This window comes from Virgibacillus aidingensis (genome assembly GCF_010994035.1).
Classification (GTDB): Bacteria; Bacillota; Bacilli; order Bacillales; family Amphibacillaceae; genus Virgibacillus_N.
On the sequence record NZ_WIXN01000012.1, the window covers coordinates 1 to 22,080 of the forward strand.

The following is a 22,080-nucleotide window of genomic DNA, read 5'->3' on the forward strand; positions in this document are numbered from 1 at the left end:
AACTATAATTTTAAAAAATACTTCTGTTGGTCGAAAATATACTTTTACACAGAATTATAGACTTGACTGGTTTCTGCACGATGGCATACCCGAGAATCGCTCTCAGGGGTGTCATCGCACGGTTTCTACACGATGGCATACCTGAGGAATTCCTTTAGGGTTATCATCACAGAAAATGATCAACCTGGACGATAGTAATTTACTACTGTTTGAATAGAATAATATATGGCAGCTTCACAAATTTCCAGACAAAAACATTTGGATGCAATTCATCCGGATGTTTCTTATTTTCACAGACTACCCCTCTATTTTTCAATGAATATATGATAAAATAATTTGTATGAAAGGAGGTTTATTATGACGGTAAAGGAAAAAAGTATTCTGCAAACCTACTTTGGTTATGAAAACTTTCGTCCGGGCCAGGAAGAAGCGATCAATCATGTTTTAGCGCATCAAAATACACTGGCTGTAATGCCGACCGGCGGAGGTAAATCCTTATGCTATCAGATACCGGGAATAAGTCTGGACGGAACAGCCATTATTATTTCCCCGCTCATATCCCTTATGAAGGATCAGGTGGATGCGCTCACTTCTCTTGGAATACCAGCCACTTACATAAACAGCTCCTTACCGGCCCCAGAGCAGCAGGAACGTCTGGAAAACATGATGCAATCCAAGTATAAATTTGTCTATGTTGCCCCGGAACGATTCGAATCAAGGTATTTTACAAAGGCTGTGAGCAGGATTCCACTTGCACTGGTTGCTTTTGATGAAGCCCATTGCATTTCCCAGTGGGGACATGATTTCCGTCCAAGCTACCGGTCGATTGTCCCCAATTTAAAGCAGTTGTCCAACATTCCGGTGTTTATGGCTTTGACAGCGACAGCTACAGAAGAAGTCGTGCAGGACATCCGCCGGCTGCTTCATATCAATGAGGTGGTACACACAGGGTTTGAACGTGATAATCTAGCATTTCATGTCGTCAAGGGAAAGGACAAAGCAACATATGTCCGCTCCTTTTTAGAAGAGCGCAAACAGGAGTCAGGGATTATTTATACAGCAACCAGAAAGCAGACGGACAGCTTATGTGAACAATTGCAGCAACGTGGTTTTAAAGCTGCGAAGTATCACGCCGGACTGCTTGAAGAAGAACGGAAGCAGGCGCAGACTGCTTTTATTCATGATGAAGTGAATGTCATGGTTGCCACCAACGCCTTTGGAATGGGCATCGATAAATCCAACGTGCGATTTGTCATTCATTACGCCATGCCGATGAATATTGAATCCTATTACCAGGAAGCGGGCAGAGCAGGGCGCGACGGAATTAGAAGTGATTGTATTCTGCTGTTTTCCCCACAGGATATCCAACTGCAGAAATTTTTAATCGAGCAATCCAGCATGGATGAAGAAGGAAAACAAGGGGAATACAAAAAGCTGCAGGCCATGATTAATTACTGCCATACCCACGGCTGCCTGACTTCCTATATCCTGGATTATTTTAACGACGAAGACTCGGACACATCCTGCAACAGATGCAGTAATTGTGTCAGCCGTCAGGAAGTAACGGACATGACAACGGAAGCGCAAATGATTCTTTCCTGTGTGAAGCGGATGGATGAACGTTTTGGGGTTTCTATGACTGCCAAAGTGCTGAAAGGCTCCAGGGACAAAAAAGTAAACACATTTGGTTTGAACAGGCTGTCCACTTATGGGCTGTTGTCCTCCTACACGGAAAAAGAAATTACAGAATGGATTCATTTTCTTGTTGCGGAACAGCTTTTGGCAACAGAGGAGGGAAAGTTTCCGACATTAAAGCTGAACCAAAACTCCTTGGAGGTGCTGAAGGGAAACCGGTCCGTCGAGATGCGCACTGCCCCCATCCCAACCACAGATGCAGCAGATTATCATGACGACCTGTTCCAGGAACTGCGCAAGCTGAGAAAAGAGATGGCTGATGCGAGAAATGTACCGCCTTATGTATTGTTTTCCGATATGACATTGAAAGAATTGAGCAGATATTTCCCAGTAACCAAGGAAGATATGCTCACCATTAAAGGAATCGGAGAGAAAAAATATGAACAATACGGAGAAACATTTCTGCAGGTCATACAGGAGTGGCGCAGGGATAATCCGGATGTGCAAGAAAGAGTCCGGATCGATGATATCCCTAAAAAGCGGACAAACCGGACAAAAGAGGACAAGCCAAGCCACTTGATCAGTTATCAGATGTTTCAATCAGGCAAGTCCATAAAAGACATTTCCGTCATCAGGGAAGTGAAAAAACAAACGGTTGAAGAACATCTGTTTAAAGCGCATAAGGAAGGCCATCCGATTGCCTGGGAGATATTTTTTAATGAAGCAGAGGAAGCTGCCGTCCTGAAAGCCCGGGAATCTTTGGAAGATCCCCGACTGAGATCGTTAAAAGAACTGCTGCCCGAAGGCTATGAATACAGTACGATTAAGGCAGTGTTGGTTAAAAATGAACTGGCCTAAAAAATCCGTCCTGAGGCATTTTGCTTTAGGGCGGTTTTATTATGTAAAGAGGCTCCACCTTACTGATTATGGCAGGTGAATTTCAAATCAGTACAACCTTGTGCGCACGGCAAGTGCAAGTATTTGATGGAACAATTGGAATAGATTCAAATTTTAAGAAAAAAGATGAACTTGAAACTTCATGATATACTACATTTATGTAAATGATTTTTCTAAACAGGAGCTTGAATAAATGGCATATTTTAAAATAGATAATGACATTGCAGACAGTGAATATCTACCAGCATTTTCCCTTACAATCGATGATTCCTGGATAACTTCTCTTTACAGCGATACAGACATGCAGGCTGAATTGGCAAAAATCCTTCAAAGTAACGGAAAAATTTCCGTTTTTGACTTTCAGGATGGTTTATACAAACGGCTGACAGTGGAAGATAATATTACTTTTTATCATAAATGGTTCGGCTTTGACACACCAATCCCCGAAATTCTCGTGTTGTTTGAGCTTCATACCTGCGCAAAAACCCCATTGCATAAATGCTCTGAATCTGAAATTCGCCGGGTCTACTTTGCCAGATACTATATGAGCGGGATGAATCCAATGGTATTCCGTGAGCCAATTCATGGTGTTGATATCAAAACGATCAATACTTTTATTCATATGATTGAAAAGATTAAAAATAATAATGTACCGGTTCTTGTTTTGGTATCCAATATGGAACATGCATTGTTGCTTGGGGAGATGGCATACAAGCTGCAGGAAAAAGGCATCAGGAAAATTGAAACCGATGAAGAGGAAGAACAAACTGCTGCGGAAAATTCCACCCCAACAGTCACCACGAATCTATTTAAGGTTCCGGCAAAAGTGGATGATAAAATGATTCTATTTGATCCCCTTGAAATCGACTATATCGAGAGTCAGGATGGAAAGGCAATGATTGTCATCGAAGACCAATCCTATGCGTTGGATTTCACACTTGGAGAAGTGGAAAAAAAGCTGGAGATTTATGGATTTTACCGCTGCCACAGATCATATATCGTAAATTTGCAAAAGGTACGTGAAATTATTACATGGTCCAAAAACACGTACTCTCTCCGAATTGACAACAAGTCTCAGTCGACCATTCCACTGTCACGGAACAAAATTCAGGATATCCAGGAAAAATTCAGCCTGAAATAAGTACAGTTCATCTTAAGAACAAAATATAAGTGGCCGGATACAACGTACGGATCCCGGCTTGGATGCGGTACGTGGTTCCCCGTCCCGCCGTACCGCAGTCCCGCCATAATGACCCGCTATCGCCGGACGCTGGAACTGGATGCAGCTTAATCGTATAGCTTTTATGGGGGGATTTTCACCCTTAAACCAGTACAATTGAACCTTTTTATGGTACATTCCACCGTAATATGGCTGCTTTTGCCGGTATTTCCCGTTACGATGAATATATAACATCATAAGGAGGTATTCAGTTGGAAAATGCAATTGAAGTAACTGGAATGCAAAAAATTTTTGGTTCAAATCCGGCTATAAAGAATGTCAGTTTTCATGTGAAAAAAGGGGAAATTTTTGGGCTGCTCGGACCAAGCGGATCAGGTAAAACAACAACTATTAAAATCTTAACCGGAGAATTGTCACAAACTGCCGGTAAAGTGAATGTTCTCGGGGAGGATTCAAAGCAATTCGGATCGACCGGTTTCAAAACCAAAATAGGCATATTATCGGATAACAGTTCATTGTATGAGCGTTTAACCGTATATGATAACCTGAAATTATTCTGTAAATTATACAATGCGCCTCTAAAGCAAATCGACGTTATCCTTCGTGAAGTTAATTTGCAGGAAGAAGGGGCAAAAACAGTTTCGAAGCTGTCTAAAGGGATGAAACAGCGCGTACTGGTGGCAAAAGCACTTATGCATAAACCTGATCTTGTTTATCTGGACGAACCTACATCGGCACTTGATCCCGGAAATATGGCACATATCCACCGCGGGCTAAAGAAGCTGAACGCGGCTGGAACAACGATTTTTCTCACAACACATAATATGGAAGAAGCAACGGCGTTATGTGACCGTGTAGCATTCCTGCACAATGGTGAACTGCAGGAAGTGGACAGTCCCAATGCCCTTCGCTACAAATATTCCACCCATGCTTTTCATGTGGAAACCTTTGGTGGAGAACGACTGGTTATTGAAAATCAAGCTGAGAATGCAGATCAAATCAGGGAACTAATCGCAAGCGGACAAGTAAGGGCAATGCACACAGACAACCCAACACTTGGTCAAGTCTTTTTAAAAGTGACTGGAAAGGGGCTTGTATAATGCATATTCAACGTATAACTGCCATATTCGAAAAAGACCTAAAAGACTTTATGAAAAATATGATGCTCTTAACACTGCCGCTGATCCCGGTCGTATTGGCGCTCCTTTATACCCGGATGGGCGAAGGTAATGAAGCGTTCCCTGTTTTCCTTCTCTATATTATTGTCGGGACAACCTATTCAGCGGTAACGTCAAGCAGCATGATGACTATGATGGCTGAAGAAAACGAAAAGAAGACATTGCGTGGGCTTATTCAGTCACCTGCAACCATGATGGATGTTATTATCGGCAAAAGTTTAGTGACCGGACTTATCACTTTCATAGCTCTGGCTGTCTCACTGGTGATTGTAGATATTGAACCATTCCTGAACTTCAGAGTTATTCTCGGATTAATATTGCTGTTTTTATTCTTTTTATTGCTTGGAATTGGGATTGGTCTCTTCACAAAGTCAATTGCGGCAACCTCAGTATACCTTATGCCAGTCATGTTCCTGTTCGGTTTCACACCGATGTTTGAGATGCTCGGACTGAACGAAGACAGTATCGCCTTAAAAGTTGCCGATGCCCTTCCAATTATGCAGGCAATTGAAATACATCACACCACTTCCTGGATACCACTGGGGATCATTGCCGTTTGGGTAGTTGGTGCAGCACTATCCATGTATGTTTGTTTTAAAAAGACAATGACGGATGAATAACTAAAATAGCTGCAACACATCAATAAAGCGAAGATTGCCCTGCTCACAGGAAATATAAAACTAAAATTACAGCAGAATAAAATGCACCATGGCAAATATGGCAGAGCTGTACCAGTAAAAGATCAACCATGTAAAAAATCCTCCCCGGATTATTTTATTTCAGGGAGGATTTTAGAATATATATAGGAACACAGGTTCTTATATGGTATACTGAAAAGAACAATAGACTGGTTTCACATGAGGGGTTGGGCACACCTCCTTCGGGATCCTTCCCGGGGAAGGAGGTGATGCTGATGGATATGAATGATGTTTTAACGCTGATGATTTCTTTCGGCATGTTAATCGCATTTATCATGTCCGATAAAAATGAATAATCCCTCATGCTGTAATATGCCAGACGCTTGAGGGATTATACTTTCTTGTGTCTAACCTCTCTTGATGGGGTTAGTCTATTGTAACCGTTCCATGTTACCGGCATGGGACGGTTTTTAGTATTATATGATTTTCTAATTATAGTATACCACGTATGAAAATTTTGTACACCGGCGTTTATTTTCAACCCCCTTCTTAGTAATAAAGATAATTTATGCTATTTTTCATAAACAGAGGGAAAGCCCAGTTCCGCTAAATCCTTTACTCCCCTTTTACATTCAATGCCCAGGTGCCGTTCCGGAATACAGCCTCCGTTGTACCATCCGTCTTTACGCCATCGATATCAAGTTTCTCAGAACCAATCATAAAATCCACGTGGGTAAGGCTGTCATTCACGCCGTGCTTATCAAGCTCTTCCTCATTCATTGCAGAACCGCCTTTCAGATTCGTTGGGTAGGCTTTGCCTAATGCAATGTGGCAGGAAGCATTTTCATCGAACAAGGTATTATAGAAAACGAGACCGGACTGGGATACCGGAGATTCATGCGGTACGAGTGCAATTTCACCAAGCCGGCGGGCACCTTCATCTGTATCAAGCAGATGCTTTAATGTATCCTCACCCTGCTCTGCTTTAAAATCCACCACTTTGCCATCCTTAAAGGTCAGACTGAAATTATCAATCAGGCTGCCTCCGTAATTTAATGGTTTTGTGCTTGCAACAGTTCCATTCACACCATATTTATGAGGCAGAGAAAACACCTCTTCTGTCGGCATATTCGGATTAAAAGTGATCCCGCCTTCTGTTTCCGCTGCCCCGCCTTTCCAGATATGCCCATCAGGCAGTTCCAATTCCAGGTCTGTCCCTGGTGCTTTAAAAATAAGCTTTTGATAATTTTTTTCATTTAACACTTCACGGGCAGTTTTCAATGTTGCGTTATGCTCATCCCAGGCAGCGACCGGATCATCCTGATCTACGCGCACTATTTTCACAATCGCATCCCACAAGCTTTCGACAGCATCTTCCTTCGACTTATCAGGAAAAATTTTCTGTGCCCAGTCCCCGGTTGGAATTGAAATGATCGACCAGGCGATCTTGTCGTTCATGGTATATGTGCGGAAATTTTTCATTGCCTCCGAGGCTGCTTTGGTTGCTTTTGCTACTCTGGAGGGATCGATATCCTTCAACAAATCCGGATTGGTTGAACGTATATTCAGAACAGCGGCGCCATCTTCCGCAAAACTGTCCTGCATATCCACTCGCCACTGCGGAATGTCAGTCAGCACATCATCCGGTACATTTTCATACTTTAATAAAGTTAATTCATCGTCAACCCAATTGATATGTACATTTTTCGCCCCCATTTCATAAGCTTTTCTGACAACAACCCTAGTAAAATCCGCTCCTTCAATCGGCGCATTAATCATTAAAGCCTGATTTTTCTGCAGGTTTACGCCTGTCCTTAGTGCCAGCTCGGCATACTTCTCTTTCATTCTTTCGTTTATCATTCTTTACCTCCATATGTAAAAGTTTATATAAGCTATTATTTCACAAAAAGAACCAAATTACCAAAAAATTTTCAATAACTGTTCCCTTTTTATAAGTCGGGAAAACACCTCCTATTTACGGAAATAGAAAAATATGCTATGATAAATACAAGTTACTTTTTGTAATTATTGAAAAAAGCGATGAAATAAATGGATCATAGGCCTAAAATAGTGAGGTGATATTCATGGAAGCTTTATGTCCCCGTTTTGAAAAGGCTATGAGCTTGCTAAGTACACGCTGGGTAGGGTTAATATTATTTGATTTATTAAAAGGGACGAAACGGTTTTCGGAGATGGAAGCAGATTTGCCGATTAGCGGCAGATTGCTCTCCGAACGGTTAAAAATGCTGGAAAAAGAAGGGATAGTGGAACGAAAAGTATATTCCGAATTCCCTGTGCGTATTGAATATTCCCTGTCGGAAAAAGGCAAAGCATTGGAACCCGTTATTAAGGAAATTCAATCTTGGGCGGATGAACATGTGCCAAGTGAACAGGCAAAAGAACACAACGCCTGATTTCTCATGAATTTGACTTGTACAAGCCCGTTTGCTTCACCCTTTTCTTCTTTCATTTTTCCCTGAGCAGAAATTAATATATCGAAATCGGCTGTTATTAAGCCGATTTCTTTTATTTGACTGAAAAATTCCTGCAAATGGTAACTACCCTGACTTTTACGTCCTTCTTTCCATCTGCAGCGTTTTTTTCCCTTTCATAAATTGAAGCATCACATATGCTGCTACCCTGCTTGTCATATTGCGAAAATCAATGGTCGGGTCAATTTCTACGATGTCCATCGCCTGGACTTTTTCCCGCCCGGCAGCAAAAAGAATCCCATCCAGCAAGGTTTTCGAATCCATGCCTCCCGGTCCAATTGCCGGACACCCCGGTGCAAAAGCCTGATCAAGTACATCCATGTCTACGGAAACATAGACACAATCCGTGAGTTCTGACAGCCTGATAATTTCCTTCTCCAATATATCTGTTAAACCCATTTCTTCTGTATCCTTCATCGTATACACCGTAACACCATGCTGTTTGGCATAATCATCATAAGCCGGGGCATTGGTGAAGTCGCGGATACCTATTTGTACGAGGTGCTCTCCTTTAATCACCCGTTCTTCCAGCAGGCGGCGGAAAGGCGTTCCATTTGTCGGTCCACCATCCTCGGTGTTTCGCAGATCATGATGCGCATCAAACTGGATGATGCCCGCTGTTCTATTTTGGGTAAAAGCTTTAATCGCACCGTAACTGATGGAATGGTCTCCACCCAGCACCATCCAATGTTCTGCTGCTTTTGTCGAAAACACATCTGTCAAACTTTCCTCCACCCGCTTATGGTTGCCGATCACATCTGTCGGATCCATCATGACATCGCCAAAATCCAGGATTTCATCTGTCAGCTCCCGTTTTTCCTCACCTGAATAAGTGGAATAGCTCTGCAATGCCTCCCGAATGGTTCCCGGGGCGAATGAAGCACCGGAATGGCTGATCGAAGGCTTGGAAAATGGCACACCGATAAGGCCGAATTTCCCCTTTTTTCCGTTTTCCCAGTTTGTTAGCAGCTCTTTGGCTTTTGTCGTGTAACGATCTTTAAAAATCGCTGCACCCGCAGGTTTCATATGTCGCAAATTCATGACCCGATCTCCTGCCTTTCATACAGCACAACACCGTTTTTGATCACCGTATTTGCATGATTCACCCCGTAATGATAAGGAATATACATATGATTCGGTGCATCCCATATTACGATGTCTGCATTACCGCCTTTTCGAATGTGCCCTGCCGTCTCACCTCTGCCAATGGCATGGGCAGCATTTACGGTAACCGCATGCCAGATTTCCGCCGGGGACATATTTAATTTAAGGGCGGCCAGTGTCATGATAAATTGCAGGTTTTCCGTCACCGAGCTGCCCGGATTAAAATCGGTGGAAATCGCAATTGCCGCACCTGTATCAATCATTTCCCTTGCTCTGGCATAGGTTTCCTTTCCGAGATAAAAGCTTGTTCCCGGCAGGATGACCCCAATCGTATCCGACTTGCTTAACTGTCTGATTCCTTCGTCTGTTGCAACAGCCAGGTGGTCCCCGCTGATGGCACCCATTTCCACTGCAAGCTGAGTACCGCCGAGGGGATCAATTTCATCTGCGTGAATTTTGACATCAAACCCTTTATCCTTCGCTTTTTGTAAAAACTTTCTCGATTGTTCCACCGTAAATACCCCGGTTTCTGTGAAAATATCCACAAATTCCGCCAGGTTTTCTTCCTTGATTTCATCAAACAGGTCAGCCATTTCATCCAAAAATGCATCTGGATCATCTTTATGCTCTTCTGGAATGGCATGGGCGCCTAAAAACGTGGAAACAAGATCAAGGGCATGTCTGTTGTTTGCCTCTTTTACTACACGCAATTGCTTCAGCTCTGTGTCTTTATTTAATCCGTAACCACTTTTTGCTTCTACCGTGGTGATGCCGTAGGACGCCATGCGGTCCAGATGAAACAGCGCTTTTTCCAGCAATTCCGCTTCGGAAGCTTTTCTTGTTGCTTCCACAGTGGACAATATCCCGCCGCCTTGCTTTAAAATTTCCAGGTATGGCACCCCTTGCTGTTTCAGCGCCATCTCCCCTTCACGGGAACCGCCAAACACCAGATGTGTATGTGCCTCCACAAGCCCGGGGGTTACCAGCCGTCCCTTTGCATCGACCACCTTTTCCGCAGTAATATTATCTGCATCTAAAGCCTTGCCGATCCAGGCCACCTTGCCATCTTTCAGGGCAACAGCCATATTCTCATCCACCGGCAGATCATTCATATCGGCACCTTTTACCGGCCCGGCCTTATCCATCGTTAAAAGCTCTCCAATGTTCGTAATCAGCGTATCAACCTGCATGTTCTCTTCCCCCTTCTATTTCTCCCGCATCGGCAGTTGGATATCATTGTTTTCGGCAAAATCGATGGCTGATTCATACCCGGCATCCGCGTGGCGGATCACACCCATTCCCGGATCCGTGGTCAGCACACGCTCCAGCCGCTCCTTTGCAAGTTCCGTACCATCCGCCACTGCGACCATGCCGGCGTGAAGCGAGTAGCCCATGCCAACACCGCCGCCATGGTGAAAGGAAATCCAGGATCCGCCTGCTGCCGTATTGATAAGTGCATTTAATACAGCCCAGTCACCTACAGCATCACTGCCATCCTTCATCGCTTCTGTCTCCCTGTTCGGCGAGGCAACCGAACCGCTGTCCAAATGATCCCTGCCAATGACAATCGGTGCTTTAATTTCTCCTTTTTTCACCAGCTCATTGATCGCCAGTCCCATCTTCTTTCTCTCCCCGTATCCAAGCCAGCAAATTCGGGACGGCAGCCCTTGAAAAGACACCTTTTTCCGTGCCATATCAATCCAGCGGATCAGTGCTTTATTTTCAGGAAAAAGTTCTTTAATCAGCTCATCCGTCCGGTAAATATCCTCCGGGTCGCCGGATAATGCGGCCCAGCGGAATGGCCCTTTTCCTTCCGTAAAGAGCGGACGGATAAATGCGGGTACAAAGCCGGGAAAATCAAATGCTTCCTGCAGCCCCTCATCCTTGGCCACCTGACGGATATTATTTCCATAGTCAAAAACTACTGCACCCTGTTCCTGAAATTTCAACATGGCTTCTACATGCTTTTTCATACTGGTTTTTGATAATTTTATATAGCTTTCCGGATCATTTATACGCAATTTTTCAGCCTCATCCAGGGAATAACCTGCAGGAATATAGCCGTTTAAGGGATCATGGGCTGACGTCTGGTCTGTTACAATATCAATTTGAATATCTTTTCCCAGCAGCTGATGATATACCTCGGCAGCATTTCCAACCAATCCAATCGACATTGCTTCCCCTGTTTGTTTTGCTTTTACTGCCAGTTCGATCGCTTCATCAAGGGAATATGTCATGATATCACAATAGGAAGTTTTCAAACGCTTCTCGATCCGGTCCGCATCCACCTCGACTGCAATAGCCACCCCTTCATTCATGGTGACCGCCAATGCTTGAGCCCCGCCCATCCCGCCAAGCCCTGCCGTTAAAGTAATCGTATGCTTCAGCGTACCATTTAAATGTTTTTTGGCAAGGGAAGCAAAAGTTTCGTACGTCCCCTGCAAAATGCCCTGTGTGCCAATATAAATCCAGCTTCCCGCTGTCATTTGGCCGTACATCATTAACCCTTTTTTATCCAGCTCATGGAAGTGTTCCCAATTAGCCCATTTCGGTACAATCACGGAATTGGACAGAAGGACTCTCGGAGCTTGCTTATGTGTTTTAAACACCCCGACAGGCTTGCCGGATTGGACCAGCATTGTTTCATCGTTTTTTAATGTTCGTAACGTACGTTCAATTGCCTCAAAAGCCTCCCAATTCCTGGCAGCTTTGCCAACTCCTCCGTAAACTACCAGATCATCCGGTTTTTCTGCCACTTCCGGGTCCAGATTATTGTAAAGCATTCGCAGCGCAGCCTCTTGTTCCCAGCCCAAACATTCCAGCTCCGGCCCCTTTTTTGCCCTTACCTTGCGCATAAAATTCCTCCCTTTTTTAGTATTTTACTGCATTGAAGAGAAGCTTACTTGACAGATTCGACTTTCCTCCGTTTCTTTCAACCATTTTGTCAATCTCTCAATGTCAGTGGAAAAAACTCTGTCTTTATTGATGCTTGGAACAATCTTGCGGGCTTTTTCATACAATCTCCTTGTGGACAAACTCATCTTTTCAGGTCCCCGATATTCTGCAGCCTGCATAGCACATATGAGTTCCATTGCAATTACACGCCGTGTATTGGCGAGCATTTCGTATGCATGCCTTGCTGCAATGGTTCCCATGCTGACATGGTCTTCCTGATTGGCAGATGAAGGAATGGAATCTACACTTGCCGGATGGGCCAATGTTTTATTCTCCGAAACAAGTGAAGCAGCACTGTACTGAATAATCATCGCTCCCGACTCCACTCCAGGATTGGGACTCAGGAAAGGCGGAAGATCGTTCAGCTGCGGGTTGACCAATCTTTCCAAACGACGTTCTGCAATATTCGCCAGCTCAGCAATGGCCAGCTTTAAGAAATCCATGGCAAGCGCTACCGGCTCTCCGTGAAAATTGCCGCCGGAAATCACTTTTTCTTTTTCGGTAAATATTAATGGATTATCCGTTACTGCATTCATCTCTGTTTCCAGCACCTGTTTTACGTAATGAAAGGATTGCCAGCAGGCACCAAGCACCTGGGGAATGCAGCGGATGGAATAAGCATCCTGAACACGCTTTTCCCCTTGTCTGGTCGTTAATTGGCTGTCTTTAAGATGACTGCGAATTCTGCCGGCTGTCTCCATTTGCTCTTTATGTCCCCGCGCCTCATGCAAATCAGCATCAAAAGCATCCATGATACCGCCCAATCCTTCTACAGTCATCGCAGCGATTTGTTCACTTTGATACAGCAGTTTTTCCAGCTCAAGAATGGTAATTACACCAGTTGCCGTCATCGCCTGTGTGCCATTGATTAACGCCAGTCCTTCCTTTGCTTTTAATGTTAATGGTTTAATTTCCGCTTCAGCAATCGCTGCAGCTGCTTTCATTCGTTTCCCGCGGAAGTAAACCTCCCCCTCACCGAGAAGTGCCAACACCAAATGCGCCAGTGGTGCCAGGTCTCCACTGGCGCCGAGGGATCCCTGACTGGGAATAACCGGATGAATGCGGGCATTTATGAAGTCAACCAGCTGCTGCAGCACTTCTCTTCTCACCCCCGATAGCCCCTGTGCCAATGCGTTGGCCCGAAGCAGGAGCATCGCCCGGCTGATTTCCTCTGAAAAAGGCTTGCCAACCCCACAGGCATGCGAGTGAATCAAATTAAGCTGCAATTTATCCAGATCCTTTTCTTCTATAATGACATCACTAAATTTCCCGAATCCGGTATTTATCCCATACATTGTTTTCCTTTTCGCAATCATTTTTTCCACAGCACTTCTATTTGTCCTTATATTCTCTGAGGCTTCAGCTGCTAATTGAACTGGTTCATTATGAAGTATGACCCGCTCTGCCTCTTTCCAGGTTAACGTTTTTCCAGTTAATATAACCATGTCACACCCCCGCAGTATTGCTTTATCGTAATAAAGCAGAAAAAGTAAAAGGAGGCGATGGTTTTAAACCACGCCTCCTGTATATTTACTGTACTTATTTAAACGTCTGCTTCCGCTGTACATTGCAAAGCACCTCAAAGTTATAAAGATATTCATTTCTTACATTGTAAGCGTTTTCCCTGGGGAAATCAAGTATGTTTTATCTGTTATTTGGCTGGTATACAGCGCTTCCCTGTAAAAAGGGGAAATTGTCATGATCCGATACATTATCATACGTCTTCCCGGATAAAAAGCTTTCATCATCCTCGGGTAATACAGAGATTTAACTTAGGAATAACTGATTTGTCACTGATTCGGTAAAACATCAGGTATATAATTTTTTCTGGAACAATCACGATTAAGACGGCTTAGATTTGGGTACCGTAAGTATATCTATACTTAATTATCACAATGGGAAAATATAGTGAAAAACACAAAAAAATTATTAGAATGGAAGAAGTCTTATGAAGAAAAAACAAGCCTATCAGAATCCGGTATTCTTTATTTCGGCAATCATTGTTGGATTATTAGTCATCATCGGTGCTTTTATGCCGGACCAATTTGGAGCAGTTGCCCAGGCACTTTTTGATTTTACTACGATTAATTTCGGATGGTTTTATTTGCTTGCAGTATTTATTATCATTCTGTTCCTCATTGGTATTTCCGTAAGCAAACATGGAAAAACACGATTAGGTCCGTCCGATTCACGGCCGGAATATCCATTTTTCACTTGGATTGGCATGCTGTTTTCAGCAGGTTTTGGGGTATCTCTTGTTTTCTGGAGTGTTGCAGAACCGATGAGTCACTTCTTCGTCACGCCATTTTCCGATGTGGAAGCACAGTCGGAAGAGGCTGCAAGAGTTGCCATGGGGTATTCCTTTTTTCACTGGGGAATCAGTCAGTGGGCCGTCTTTGCACTTGCAGGTCTGGCTATTGCCTTTCTTCAATTCAGAAAAAATAGAAGCGGGCTGGTATCTGCAGCAATAGAACCAGTAGTAGGCAAGAACAAAACAGTTGCAAATACGGTTAATATTTTGGCTGTAATAGCGACAGTCATGGGTGTAGCAACTACCGTCGGCCTTTCATTTATTCAGCTGAACGGCGGATTGTCTTCTGTATTTAATGTACCGAACAATATTGGAGTCCAGCTGATTATAGCACTTGTCATGCTTGCTGCATATCTGACTTCAAGCGTTACGGGCCTGGATAAAGGGATTAAGTGGCTGAGTAATATCAATCTTGGAATGGCTCTTCTGATCATGATTATTGTGTTTGCTTTAGGTCCAACCGTATTTATTCTGAACAGCTTTGTGCTGGGACTGGGTGATTATATAACCAGCTTTGTCCAATACAGCCTGCGTTTGTCACCATATACCGGCGGCGAATGGGTTTATGACTGGACCATATTTTACTGGGCATGGGCCATTGCCTGGTCACCTTTTGTCGGAGCATTCGTTGCCCGAGTATCCAGAGGCCGGACAATTCGTGAATTTGTCGCCGGTGTAATGGTTGTACCTCCGGCCATTGCGTGTGTCTGGATCGCGGTATTCGGCGGTACGGCAGTTTATAGTGATTTAAATAATGGCACCTCTATTGCTGAAGCTGTAAACGAAGATGTGACAGTAGCCCTGTTTGAAGCTTTGGGGGTCGTACCATTTACAGATATTTTGTCTATTATTTCAATTCTGCTCATTTTTACATTTATGGTAACCTCTGCAGACTCTGCAACTTATATTTTGGGAAGTATGACATCCAAGGGAACCTTGAATCCGGCGCTGATCACCAAAATTATCTGGGGAGTCCTGATCACGGCAATCGCCCTGGTATTATTATTTTCAGGCGGATTGGAAGCACTGCAAACTGCATCTTTAACGGCAGCGTTGCCATTTACCGTCATCCTGCTCATTATGCTTGTTTCTATATTTAAAGGGGTAAAAGATAAAAAAGATGAAAAGTAGGCAGGTATAAAAGCAGCTAAAAGAACATACTTTTAGCTGCTTTTTTGTTACATGCAAACCGGTTTTAAAAAACAAATATCCCTATTTCTCCTTATCCCAGGGAAATTCCGTCCCGAATATTTCGGCAAATTGCTTGGATTGCTTCCGCCTTTCCTTCCGCTGAAGTGCTCTGGATGAAGCAAGATTATACAGGATCTTTTCCTGTTCTGATTCAGGGTATACTTTTGGTACAGCTGTTGGTTTTCCATTTTCATCAACTGCTACAAACGTGAGAAAAGCAGTGGTACATACCTTCTGATCTCCTGTCAGCAGGTTTTCCGTTACAGCTTTAACAAAAACCTCCATGGATGTCCGGTGTGTCCATGTTACAAAAGACTCCAGATAAATGGAATGACCTTCTTTTACCGGGGCAAGAAAGTCTACTGAATCCGTGGAGGCTGTTACCACAGGATTTCTTGCATGTCTGACTGCTGAAATGGCTGCCACATCATCTATATAAGCCATCAGCCTGCCCCCGAACAAGGTGCCGTGTGAATTCGTATCGGGGGGCAATACATGTGCAGTTTTTATCGCCAATGAATAAGCGCAGGGTTTTGCATCCATCCAATCCATCCTTCCTTTGGAACATGTATATTAGTCCATTGATATTTTTATATTTACCGTATTTTTTAAAGAACCGGTGAAATCAGTCTGGATATTGATTCTTTAAAACGAATTCCAATTAAACGGTTTTCATACAATTTTTTTGACATTTGTGTAGATGCTTCCATATCGCTGAAAAATGCCTGTTCCAATTCCTGTGTTATTCCCCTGTCATACAAAAATGCATTCACTTCAAAATTCAAACGGAAGCTTCGCACATCAATATTTGCCGTCCCTACTGATGCTATTTTCCCGTCCACAATGATTGTCTTCGCGTGTAAAAATCCATTCTGATAAATATATGCTTCCGCCCCAGCATTGAGCATGTCTCCAATATTGCTTAACGTCGCCCAATAGACAAAAGGATGGTCGGGTTTATTCGGAATCATAATTTTTACATCAATACCGGATAAGACGGCAATCCGCAGCACATCCCTTAAACTTTCGTCGGGAATAAAATAAGGCGTCTGTATATAAATATATTCCTTAGCCGACATGATCATTTTTATATAGCCATTTTTAATTTGTTCCCAGTCCGAATCAGGACCGCTCGAGACAATTTGTACCCCGGCATCTCCCTGCTTTCTGGCGTCATAATACCTGTCTTCATATAAAATATCATTGCGTGAAGCCTGATTCCAATCAAGAATGTATCTTGTCTGCATATTCCGGACGGCATCTCCGTATATACGCAGATGCGTATCCCGCCAGTATCCAAATTTCTTCTTCCTGCCAAGATACTCATCCCCGATATTAAAGCCGCCAATATAGCCAATTTTCCCATCAATGATGGCTAATTTACGATGATTCCTGTAATTAATTTTAAAATTAAACATTGGAATTTTAGGCGGAAAAAACGACTCCACCTGTACACCGGCATGTCGCAGCCGTTTAATGTATTTTCTTCCCAAACGGCGTGAACCCATATCATCATAAAGCATACGCACTTCCACGCCCTCATTTGCTTTTTTAATAAGCACGTCTGCAATCCGTTTACCCAGGTTATCACTGCGGATAATATAGTATAAAAGATGAATGTGATCGGACGCTCTTTCCAAATCCTGAATCAATGCATCAAATTTCTTTGTGCCGTCAGTATAAATATCTATGGTATTATCCTGTGTATAAATCGCATCATCATTCCGCAGGTGCAAATACACGATATCCTCATATTCGGCAATTGATTCATGCTTAAATTCGAAGCTTCCCTCTTCCAATGCACGCAATTGTGCCTGTACTGCTGTTTTTACCCCTAATCTGCTTTTGGTATCCCATGTGAAAATTCGCCGGTTGCTGATCGGCTTTCCGAAAATAAGGTAAAGAATAAAGCCGGCAATTGGGATGAATAATAACACCATCAGCCAGGCCCAGGTAGCAGAGGCATCTTTTCTTTCCAGAAATATAATAGAGATGCCCAAGGCGATATTTAATATTAGTATAACTCCTAATAATAAGGATAATAAGTCCATGATCAACGTCCTCCACATATGAGAAAACTTGGTTTTTTTCAAGGAAGTTTTAAATTATATTTTACTTTCTTCTCCTTTGTATCCTCTGGCTTTCATTTAATACTGAAAAAGCCCTGGTATGTAAAATTCCCTATTCGATGCAGTTTGAATGTTATCTGTTTTCTCACCCTGTCAACATAGCCTGATTTTATTATTGTTTGTTTATTCACTAATGATAATATAGCATATTTTTCTTATTCCCTGTTAACTATTGAATGAATCAGCAGCAGAGCAAAAAGGGCTTTGATTCACTTTCATATGTTTCACGGGAAATCTAACGGTAATTACTCATTTTTAATATAAAATGCTCCGCCTGCTCTACCTGATTTTTTTGGTTGGGTCTGCAGCCGGATAAGGAATGATTATTGATTCCAAGCTCTTATACCTTTTAACATTCAATATATTTTACACTTATTTTAGCGTAACAAAAAATGGCATGGTAAATTCTTAGAGGAATTCCATGCCATTTTTATTGACACATACCTTTGGCTATGCTTATTTGATGTCTTCAAAAGGCTGACCAGGTTGGTTCTTTTTTATAAACAGTGATGAATTAGATCGACCCTCCAATAATGAAAAGTAGGAAACGTCTATTATTAACCTGCTGAAATTATTAAATCTTATAATTAGAAGACGCATTTTCCTGCACTCAACAATGTGTGGAGATTTAAAGCTTATTCAGTGCCTGCGCCAAATCCTCCCAAATATCTTCCCAGGATTCAAGTCCAACAGATAAACGGATGAGCTGATCAGTAATCCCCATTTCCTCACGGGATTCTTTTGGAACAACAGCATGTGTCATGGTAGCAGGATGCTGAATGAGTGTTTCCGCATCCCCAAGGCTTACAGCAATTTTTAAAAAGCTTAAATGGTTCAGCATTTGCTGTGCATCTGCTTTTGTCCCTTTTAATTCAAAGGAAATCATACCGCCGCCCCGTTTCATTTGTTTGCTGCAAATTACGTGGTCCGGGTTGGCTTTATCGCTCGGATAATACACATTCTCTACTTTTGGGTGGCTGCGCAGCTTATCGACGATGATTTCTGCGTTATCACAATGCCTGTCGAGCCTGACGGGCAAAGTTTTCAGACCCCTGAGCAGCAGCCAGGCATCAAACGGGGACATAATCCCGCCGACATCCTTTTGTGTTGTCATGGCAACAGAATCCAGGAAGTCCTGCTTCCCGACAACTAGTCCTGCAACTACATCCCCATGCCCGCCAATATACTTCGTGGCACTATGAATCACGATGTCGCACCCCAATTCAATTGGGCGCTGCAGATAAGGTGAGGCGAATGTGTTATCAACAACGACTGGAATACCAAATTCCTTCGCCACTTCAGCGACCATTTCCAGATCAATCAATTTCATTGTCGGGTTAATCGGTGTTTCCACGTAAATACAGGCCGTTTCCGGTTTGATCAGGGAACGCACCTCATCCTTTGTTCCCATTGCGGAAAAATCATGCGTAATATTATACTTATCTTCCATTAGTGTTAAAAGCCCAAATGTACATCCATATAATCCGGTGGAACAGAGAATATGGTCATTTGCTTTGGTCAGGGCAATTAAAACAGCCGAAACAGCAGCCATTCCGGATGCAAAAGCAAGTCCTCTTTCCCCGTTTTCAAGGGCGGCAATTCTCTCCTCCAGTACTTTTACGGTCGGATTGCCGAGCCGGGAATACATATATCCTGCTTCTTCCCCTGCAAACCGTGCTTCCCCCTGTTCCGCCGTGTCAAAGGTAAAAGTCGATGTTTGAAATAATGGCGTTGCCAGACTGCCAAGCATATCTTTTGAGTCGTAGCCTTCATGTATTACATTTGTCTCAAAATGTGCAGATTTTTTTGACATAAAAATCCCCCTTTAACCATTTTGTATATAAGTATGCTTACTATTATTTTAGTCTATTAGAATTATTTTTGAAAGCGTTTTCCTTTTTGCAAGCATAAAAATCTTCGTCTCTCCTGCACACTTTAATTGATTTTAAGTTATTACTGCTCTGGTGCCATATTATTTTTACTGGCACTCAAGACTACTATGTCAATTTTGAGACTTTTACACTATCATTTAACCCAATGACAGTCTTCTCTGATTCCATTTCGAATCTCTTTTAATCCGGAAAAACTTCTTTAATTGCCTTTTTCCAATTACCCCTTGACATTTGCATTACTTTAACCCTATAATAATCGTAATTTAAAAAATTGAATCTCTTATCAAGAGCGGTGGAGGGAATAGGCCCTGTGAAGCCCGGCAACCTGAAAGTAAGTAATACTTGCTTTTCACGGTGCTAAATCCTACAGACATTTTCAGGTCTGGAAGATAAGAGGAGGAACGGTTACATAACGCCCTCTTCTTAGGAAGGGGGCTTTTTCATTGTATTCCTTTTCTTCCAGATAACATCCAGCAAGAAAATTGCCGGTTTCCGGCAGAGTAAGCCAAGCTCTAAAAATACAAACAACCCAAGGAGGAATTTTTCATGTCTCAATTTCATTATCAAAAACCGGAAACAGTACTGCTTCATGGTGGTCAGGAGGTTGATCCTCATTCAGGGTCACGTGCTGTGCCTATCTATCAGACGACATCCTATGTTTTCCGCGATACGGAACATGCCCAAAATTTATTCGGACTCGCGGAACCGGGAAATATTTACAGTCGTATTATGAACCCAACCGTCGGTGCTTTTGAAGAACGGGTGGCTCAGCTGGAGGACGGGGTTGCTGCGGTAGCTACAGCTTCCGGAATGGCTGCGATCACCTATGCAATTTTAAATGTGGCTAAAAGCGGCGATGAAATCATTGCCGACAGTAACCTGTACGGAGGAACGTATAACCTTTTCGTTCATACATTGCCGCGCTACGGTGTAAATGTAAAGCTCGTCGACGGCACAGATATTAACGCCATTGAAGCAGCAGTCACCGATAAGACAAAAGCAATTTTCGGTGAAATCATTACAAACCCAAGTCTCTACATTTTTGATGTCGAAAAGGTGGCAGATGTTGCCCATAAACACGGTATCCCTTTAATCATTGACAACACATTTGCCCCGCTTTCCAAACCATTTCACTGGGGTGCGGATATCATCGTCCATTCTGCAACAAAATGGATTGGCGGCCATGGCACATCCATCGGCGGTGTTGTCGTTGATGGCGGCCGCTTTGACTGGGACAATGGAAAATTCCCCGGCTTCACCGAAGCGGATGAAAGCTATAACGGACTTCGCTTTGCTGATGTAGGAGCAGCGGCTTTTGCCACCAAATTACGGGTACAGCTGCTTAGAGATACCGGTGCTGCTTTAAGTCCGCAAAATGCATTTCAATTTTTACAGGGATTGGAAACACTGCATCTGCGCATAGAACGTCACAATGAAAATACACTGGAAGTGGCAAATTATTTGAAGAAAAATCCTGCTGTTGAGTGGGTAAATTATCCCGGCTTGGAAGACCATCCATCCCATGAATTGGCGAAAAAGTATTTGAATGGCGGATTTGGTTCCATTATTACCTTTGGTATAAAAGGCGGGAGAGAAGCGGGAAGAAAATTAATCGATAATATTGAGCTATGGTCCCATGTGGCAAATGTGGGGGATGCTAAATCACTGATTATCCATCCTGCCTCCACTACACATCAGCAGCTGAATGAGGAACAGCTGGCATCTAGCGGGGTAACAGAAGAGCTGGTACGCTTGTCTGTCGGACTGGAATCCGTGCAGGATATTCTCGTTAGCTTGGATGAAGCAATTGCTAAAGCAACCGGTGAAGCTGCTTTTTTTGAAACAACGGAAGAGGATGCCGCCAAATGGCTGTTTTCATCCCCATTTGATAGAAGTGAAGGTGCTCCAAGGCAAAAAGTGATTGCCCTTGCAGAAGCAAACAAAACTGGGGAGACCGCAGCAAAATTGCAATCATTCGGATTTAAGCTCGTATCCATCGGAGAATCTGCAGATCATTCCTATTCCGGCATAGCAGATGTATCTCAGGTTGATGCTGTTTGGATCAACGGTACAGAGCTGCCGGCAGGCACCATCGAACAATTTATTAATAAACAGGGAAAAGTATTACTGGTGGAACAGCCTGAAGGAAATGAGGAATCCATCGATCACGCGCGGGCTGCGGGGATTACAGTGATTACCGGAAGAAATCCTTATGACGAAGTTGCACGTTTGCGCACGGAAAAATAATTATAGCTGGAAAAAGGGCTGCCAACAACTAATGGAAGGCAGCCCCTTCCTGTTTTTTGCTATCATGTTAGATTGAAGCATATTTGCTATGATATATAGTTCAAGTATTAGAGAAAACGGTGACCAAGGCTTGCATATCAGAGCATGCATTTTTAAAAAGAAAAGACCAATGAGAAATATATTTTTATCATTGGTTTCTTCATTTGAAGCATTCGTTCTATCGTTTTAAAT

At 43.1% G+C, this 22,080-nt stretch carries 15 protein-coding genes and 1 riboswitch; of the genes, 7 read left to right on the top strand and 8 right to left on the bottom strand.

Annotated features, from left to right (window positions below; all coding sequences use genetic code 11):
- Positions 1-357: 357 nt before the first annotated feature.
- The 4 genes from recQ (at position 358) to GHD25_RS11425 (ending at position 5,510) form a co-directional block, all read left to right on the top strand.
- Positions 358-2,493 (top strand): DNA helicase RecQ, encoded by a 2,136-nt coding sequence (recQ, locus tag GHD25_RS11410; protein ID WP_164216932.1) that lies wholly within the window; start codon positions 358-360, stop codon positions 2,491-2,493.
- Positions 2,494-2,725: 232 nt separating this feature from the next.
- Complete coding sequence (locus GHD25_RS11415) at positions 2,726-3,673, top strand: response regulator transcription factor (RefSeq protein ID WP_164216934.1); 948 nt, start codon at positions 2,726-2,728, stop codon at positions 3,671-3,673.
- 290 nt (positions 3,674-3,963) lie between these two features.
- Positions 3,964-4,812 carry an ABC transporter ATP-binding protein gene (locus GHD25_RS11420; RefSeq protein WP_164216936.1) on the top strand — a complete coding sequence of 283 codons (849 nt, stop codon included), beginning with the start codon at positions 3,964-3,966 and terminating at the stop codon, positions 4,810-4,812.
- Entirely contained in the window at positions 4,812-5,510 is a 699-nt protein-coding gene (locus GHD25_RS11425) for an ABC transporter permease (protein WP_164216938.1), read from the top strand. The genes GHD25_RS11420 and GHD25_RS11425 overlap by 1 nt, the downstream gene beginning before the upstream one ends.
- 633 nt (positions 5,511-6,143) lie before the next feature.
- Here the strand turns inward: GHD25_RS11425 and GHD25_RS11430 are convergent.
- A complete protein-coding gene (locus tag GHD25_RS11430; RefSeq protein ID WP_164216940.1) occupies positions 6,144-7,388 on the bottom strand; it encodes an aminopeptidase in 1,245 nt (414 codons plus the stop codon).
- Positions 7,389-7,612: 224 nt separating this feature from the next.
- On the opposite strand from GHD25_RS11430, the gene GHD25_RS11435 reads away from it, so the two are divergent.
- Entirely contained in the window at positions 7,613-7,942 is a 330-nt protein-coding gene (locus tag GHD25_RS11435; RefSeq protein ID WP_164216942.1) for a winged helix-turn-helix transcriptional regulator, read from the top strand.
- A 156-nt stretch (positions 7,943-8,098) separates the two neighbouring features.
- Here the strand turns inward: GHD25_RS11435 and hutG are convergent, their stop codons facing one another.
- Genes hutG through hutH form a run of 4 tightly spaced genes read right to left on the bottom strand, consistent with a single transcriptional unit; the run spans position 8,099 to position 13,524 of the window.
- Positions 8,099-9,061 carry a formimidoylglutamase gene (gene hutG, locus GHD25_RS11440; RefSeq protein ID WP_164216944.1) on the bottom strand — a complete coding sequence of 321 codons (963 nt, stop codon included), beginning with the start codon at positions 9,059-9,061 and terminating at the stop codon, positions 8,099-8,101.
- Positions 9,058-10,314, bottom strand: a complete 1,257-nt coding sequence (gene hutI, locus GHD25_RS11445; RefSeq protein ID WP_164216946.1) for an imidazolonepropionase — start codon at positions 10,312-10,314, stop codon at positions 9,058-9,060. The genes hutG and hutI overlap by 4 nt, the downstream gene beginning before the upstream one ends.
- Positions 10,315-10,329: 15 nt before the next feature.
- Positions 10,330-11,979, bottom strand: coding sequence for a urocanate hydratase (hutU, locus tag GHD25_RS11450; protein ID WP_164216948.1), 1,650 nt, complete (start codon positions 11,977-11,979; stop codon positions 10,330-10,332).
- A gap of 24 nt (positions 11,980-12,003) precedes the next feature.
- Entirely contained in the window at positions 12,004-13,524 is a 1,521-nt protein-coding gene (gene hutH / locus GHD25_RS11455; RefSeq protein ID WP_164216950.1) for a histidine ammonia-lyase, read from the bottom strand.
- Positions 13,525-14,027: 503 nt separating this feature from the next.
- Between hutH and GHD25_RS11460 the strand changes: the two genes are divergently transcribed.
- Positions 14,028-15,521 carry a BCCT family transporter gene (locus GHD25_RS11460; protein ID WP_164216952.1) on the top strand — a complete coding sequence of 498 codons (1,494 nt, stop codon included), beginning with the start codon at positions 14,028-14,030 and terminating at the stop codon, positions 15,519-15,521.
- Positions 15,522-15,602: 81 nt separating this feature from the next.
- On the opposite strand, the gene GHD25_RS11465 is transcribed toward GHD25_RS11460, so the two are convergent.
- From GHD25_RS11465 to megL, 3 genes are all read right to left on the bottom strand, one after another.
- Positions 15,603-16,124, bottom strand: a complete 522-nt coding sequence (locus GHD25_RS11465) for an acyl-CoA thioesterase (protein ID WP_164216954.1) — start codon at positions 16,122-16,124, stop codon at positions 15,603-15,605.
- A 65-nt stretch (positions 16,125-16,189) separates the two neighbouring features.
- A complete protein-coding gene (cls, locus tag GHD25_RS11470; protein WP_164216956.1) occupies positions 16,190-17,632 on the bottom strand; it encodes a cardiolipin synthase in 1,443 nt (480 codons plus the stop codon).
- Between the two features lie 706 nt (positions 17,633-18,338).
- A complete protein-coding gene (megL, locus tag GHD25_RS11475) occupies positions 18,339-19,523 on the bottom strand; it encodes a methionine gamma-lyase (protein WP_164216958.1) in 1,185 nt (394 codons plus the stop codon).
- Between the two features lie 356 nt (positions 19,524-19,879).
- A riboswitch (SAM riboswitch) is annotated at positions 19,880-19,998 on the top strand.
- A 150-nt stretch (positions 19,999-20,148) separates the two neighbouring features.
- Between megL and GHD25_RS11480 the strand changes: the two genes are divergently transcribed.
- Positions 20,149-21,849 (top strand): PLP-dependent aspartate aminotransferase family protein, encoded by a 1,701-nt coding sequence (locus GHD25_RS11480; protein ID WP_164216960.1) that lies wholly within the window; start codon positions 20,149-20,151, stop codon positions 21,847-21,849.
- Positions 21,850-22,080 lie beyond the last annotated feature (231 nt).

Bases quoted from the DNA above. Each gene is read 5' to 3' on its own strand.
- recQ (WP_164216932.1), top strand. From the start codon at position 358: ATGACGGTAAAGGAAAAAAGTATTCTGCAAACCTACTTTGGTTATGAA.
- GHD25_RS11415 (WP_164216934.1), top strand. From the start codon at position 2,726: ATGGCATATTTTAAAATAGATAATGACATTGCAGACAGTGAATATCTA.
- GHD25_RS11425 (WP_164216938.1), top strand. From the start codon at position 4,812: ATGCATATTCAACGTATAACTGCCATATTCGAAAAAGACCTAAAAGAC.
- GHD25_RS11430 (WP_164216940.1), bottom strand. From the start codon at position 7,388: ATGATAAACGAAAGAATGAAAGAGAAGTATGCCGAGCTGGCACTAAGG.
- GHD25_RS11435 (WP_164216942.1), top strand. From the start codon at position 7,613: ATGGAAGCTTTATGTCCCCGTTTTGAAAAGGCTATGAGCTTGCTAAGT.
- hutG (WP_164216944.1), bottom strand. From the start codon at position 9,061: ATGAATTTGCGACATATGAAACCTGCGGGTGCAGCGATTTTTAAAGAT.
- hutI (WP_164216946.1), bottom strand. From the start codon at position 10,314: ATGCAGGTTGATACGCTGATTACGAACATTGGAGAGCTTTTAACGATG.
- hutU (WP_164216948.1), bottom strand. From the start codon at position 11,979: ATGCGCAAGGTAAGGGCAAAAAAGGGGCCGGAGCTGGAATGTTTGGGC.
- hutH (WP_164216950.1), bottom strand. From the start codon at position 13,524: ATGGTTATATTAACTGGAAAAACGTTAACCTGGAAAGAGGCAGAGCGG.
- GHD25_RS11460 (WP_164216952.1), top strand. From the start codon at position 14,028: ATGAAGAAAAAACAAGCCTATCAGAATCCGGTATTCTTTATTTCGGCA.
- GHD25_RS11465 (WP_164216954.1), bottom strand. From the start codon at position 16,124: ATGGATGCAAAACCCTGCGCTTATTCATTGGCGATAAAAACTGCACAT.
- cls (WP_164216956.1), bottom strand. From the start codon at position 17,632: ATGGACTTATTATCCTTATTATTAGGAGTTATACTAATATTAAATATC.
- megL (WP_164216958.1), bottom strand. From the start codon at position 19,523: ATGTCAAAAAAATCTGCACATTTTGAGACAAATGTAATACATGAAGGC.
- GHD25_RS11480 (WP_164216960.1), top strand. From the start codon at position 20,149: ATGTCTCAATTTCATTATCAAAAACCGGAAACAGTACTGCTTCATGGT.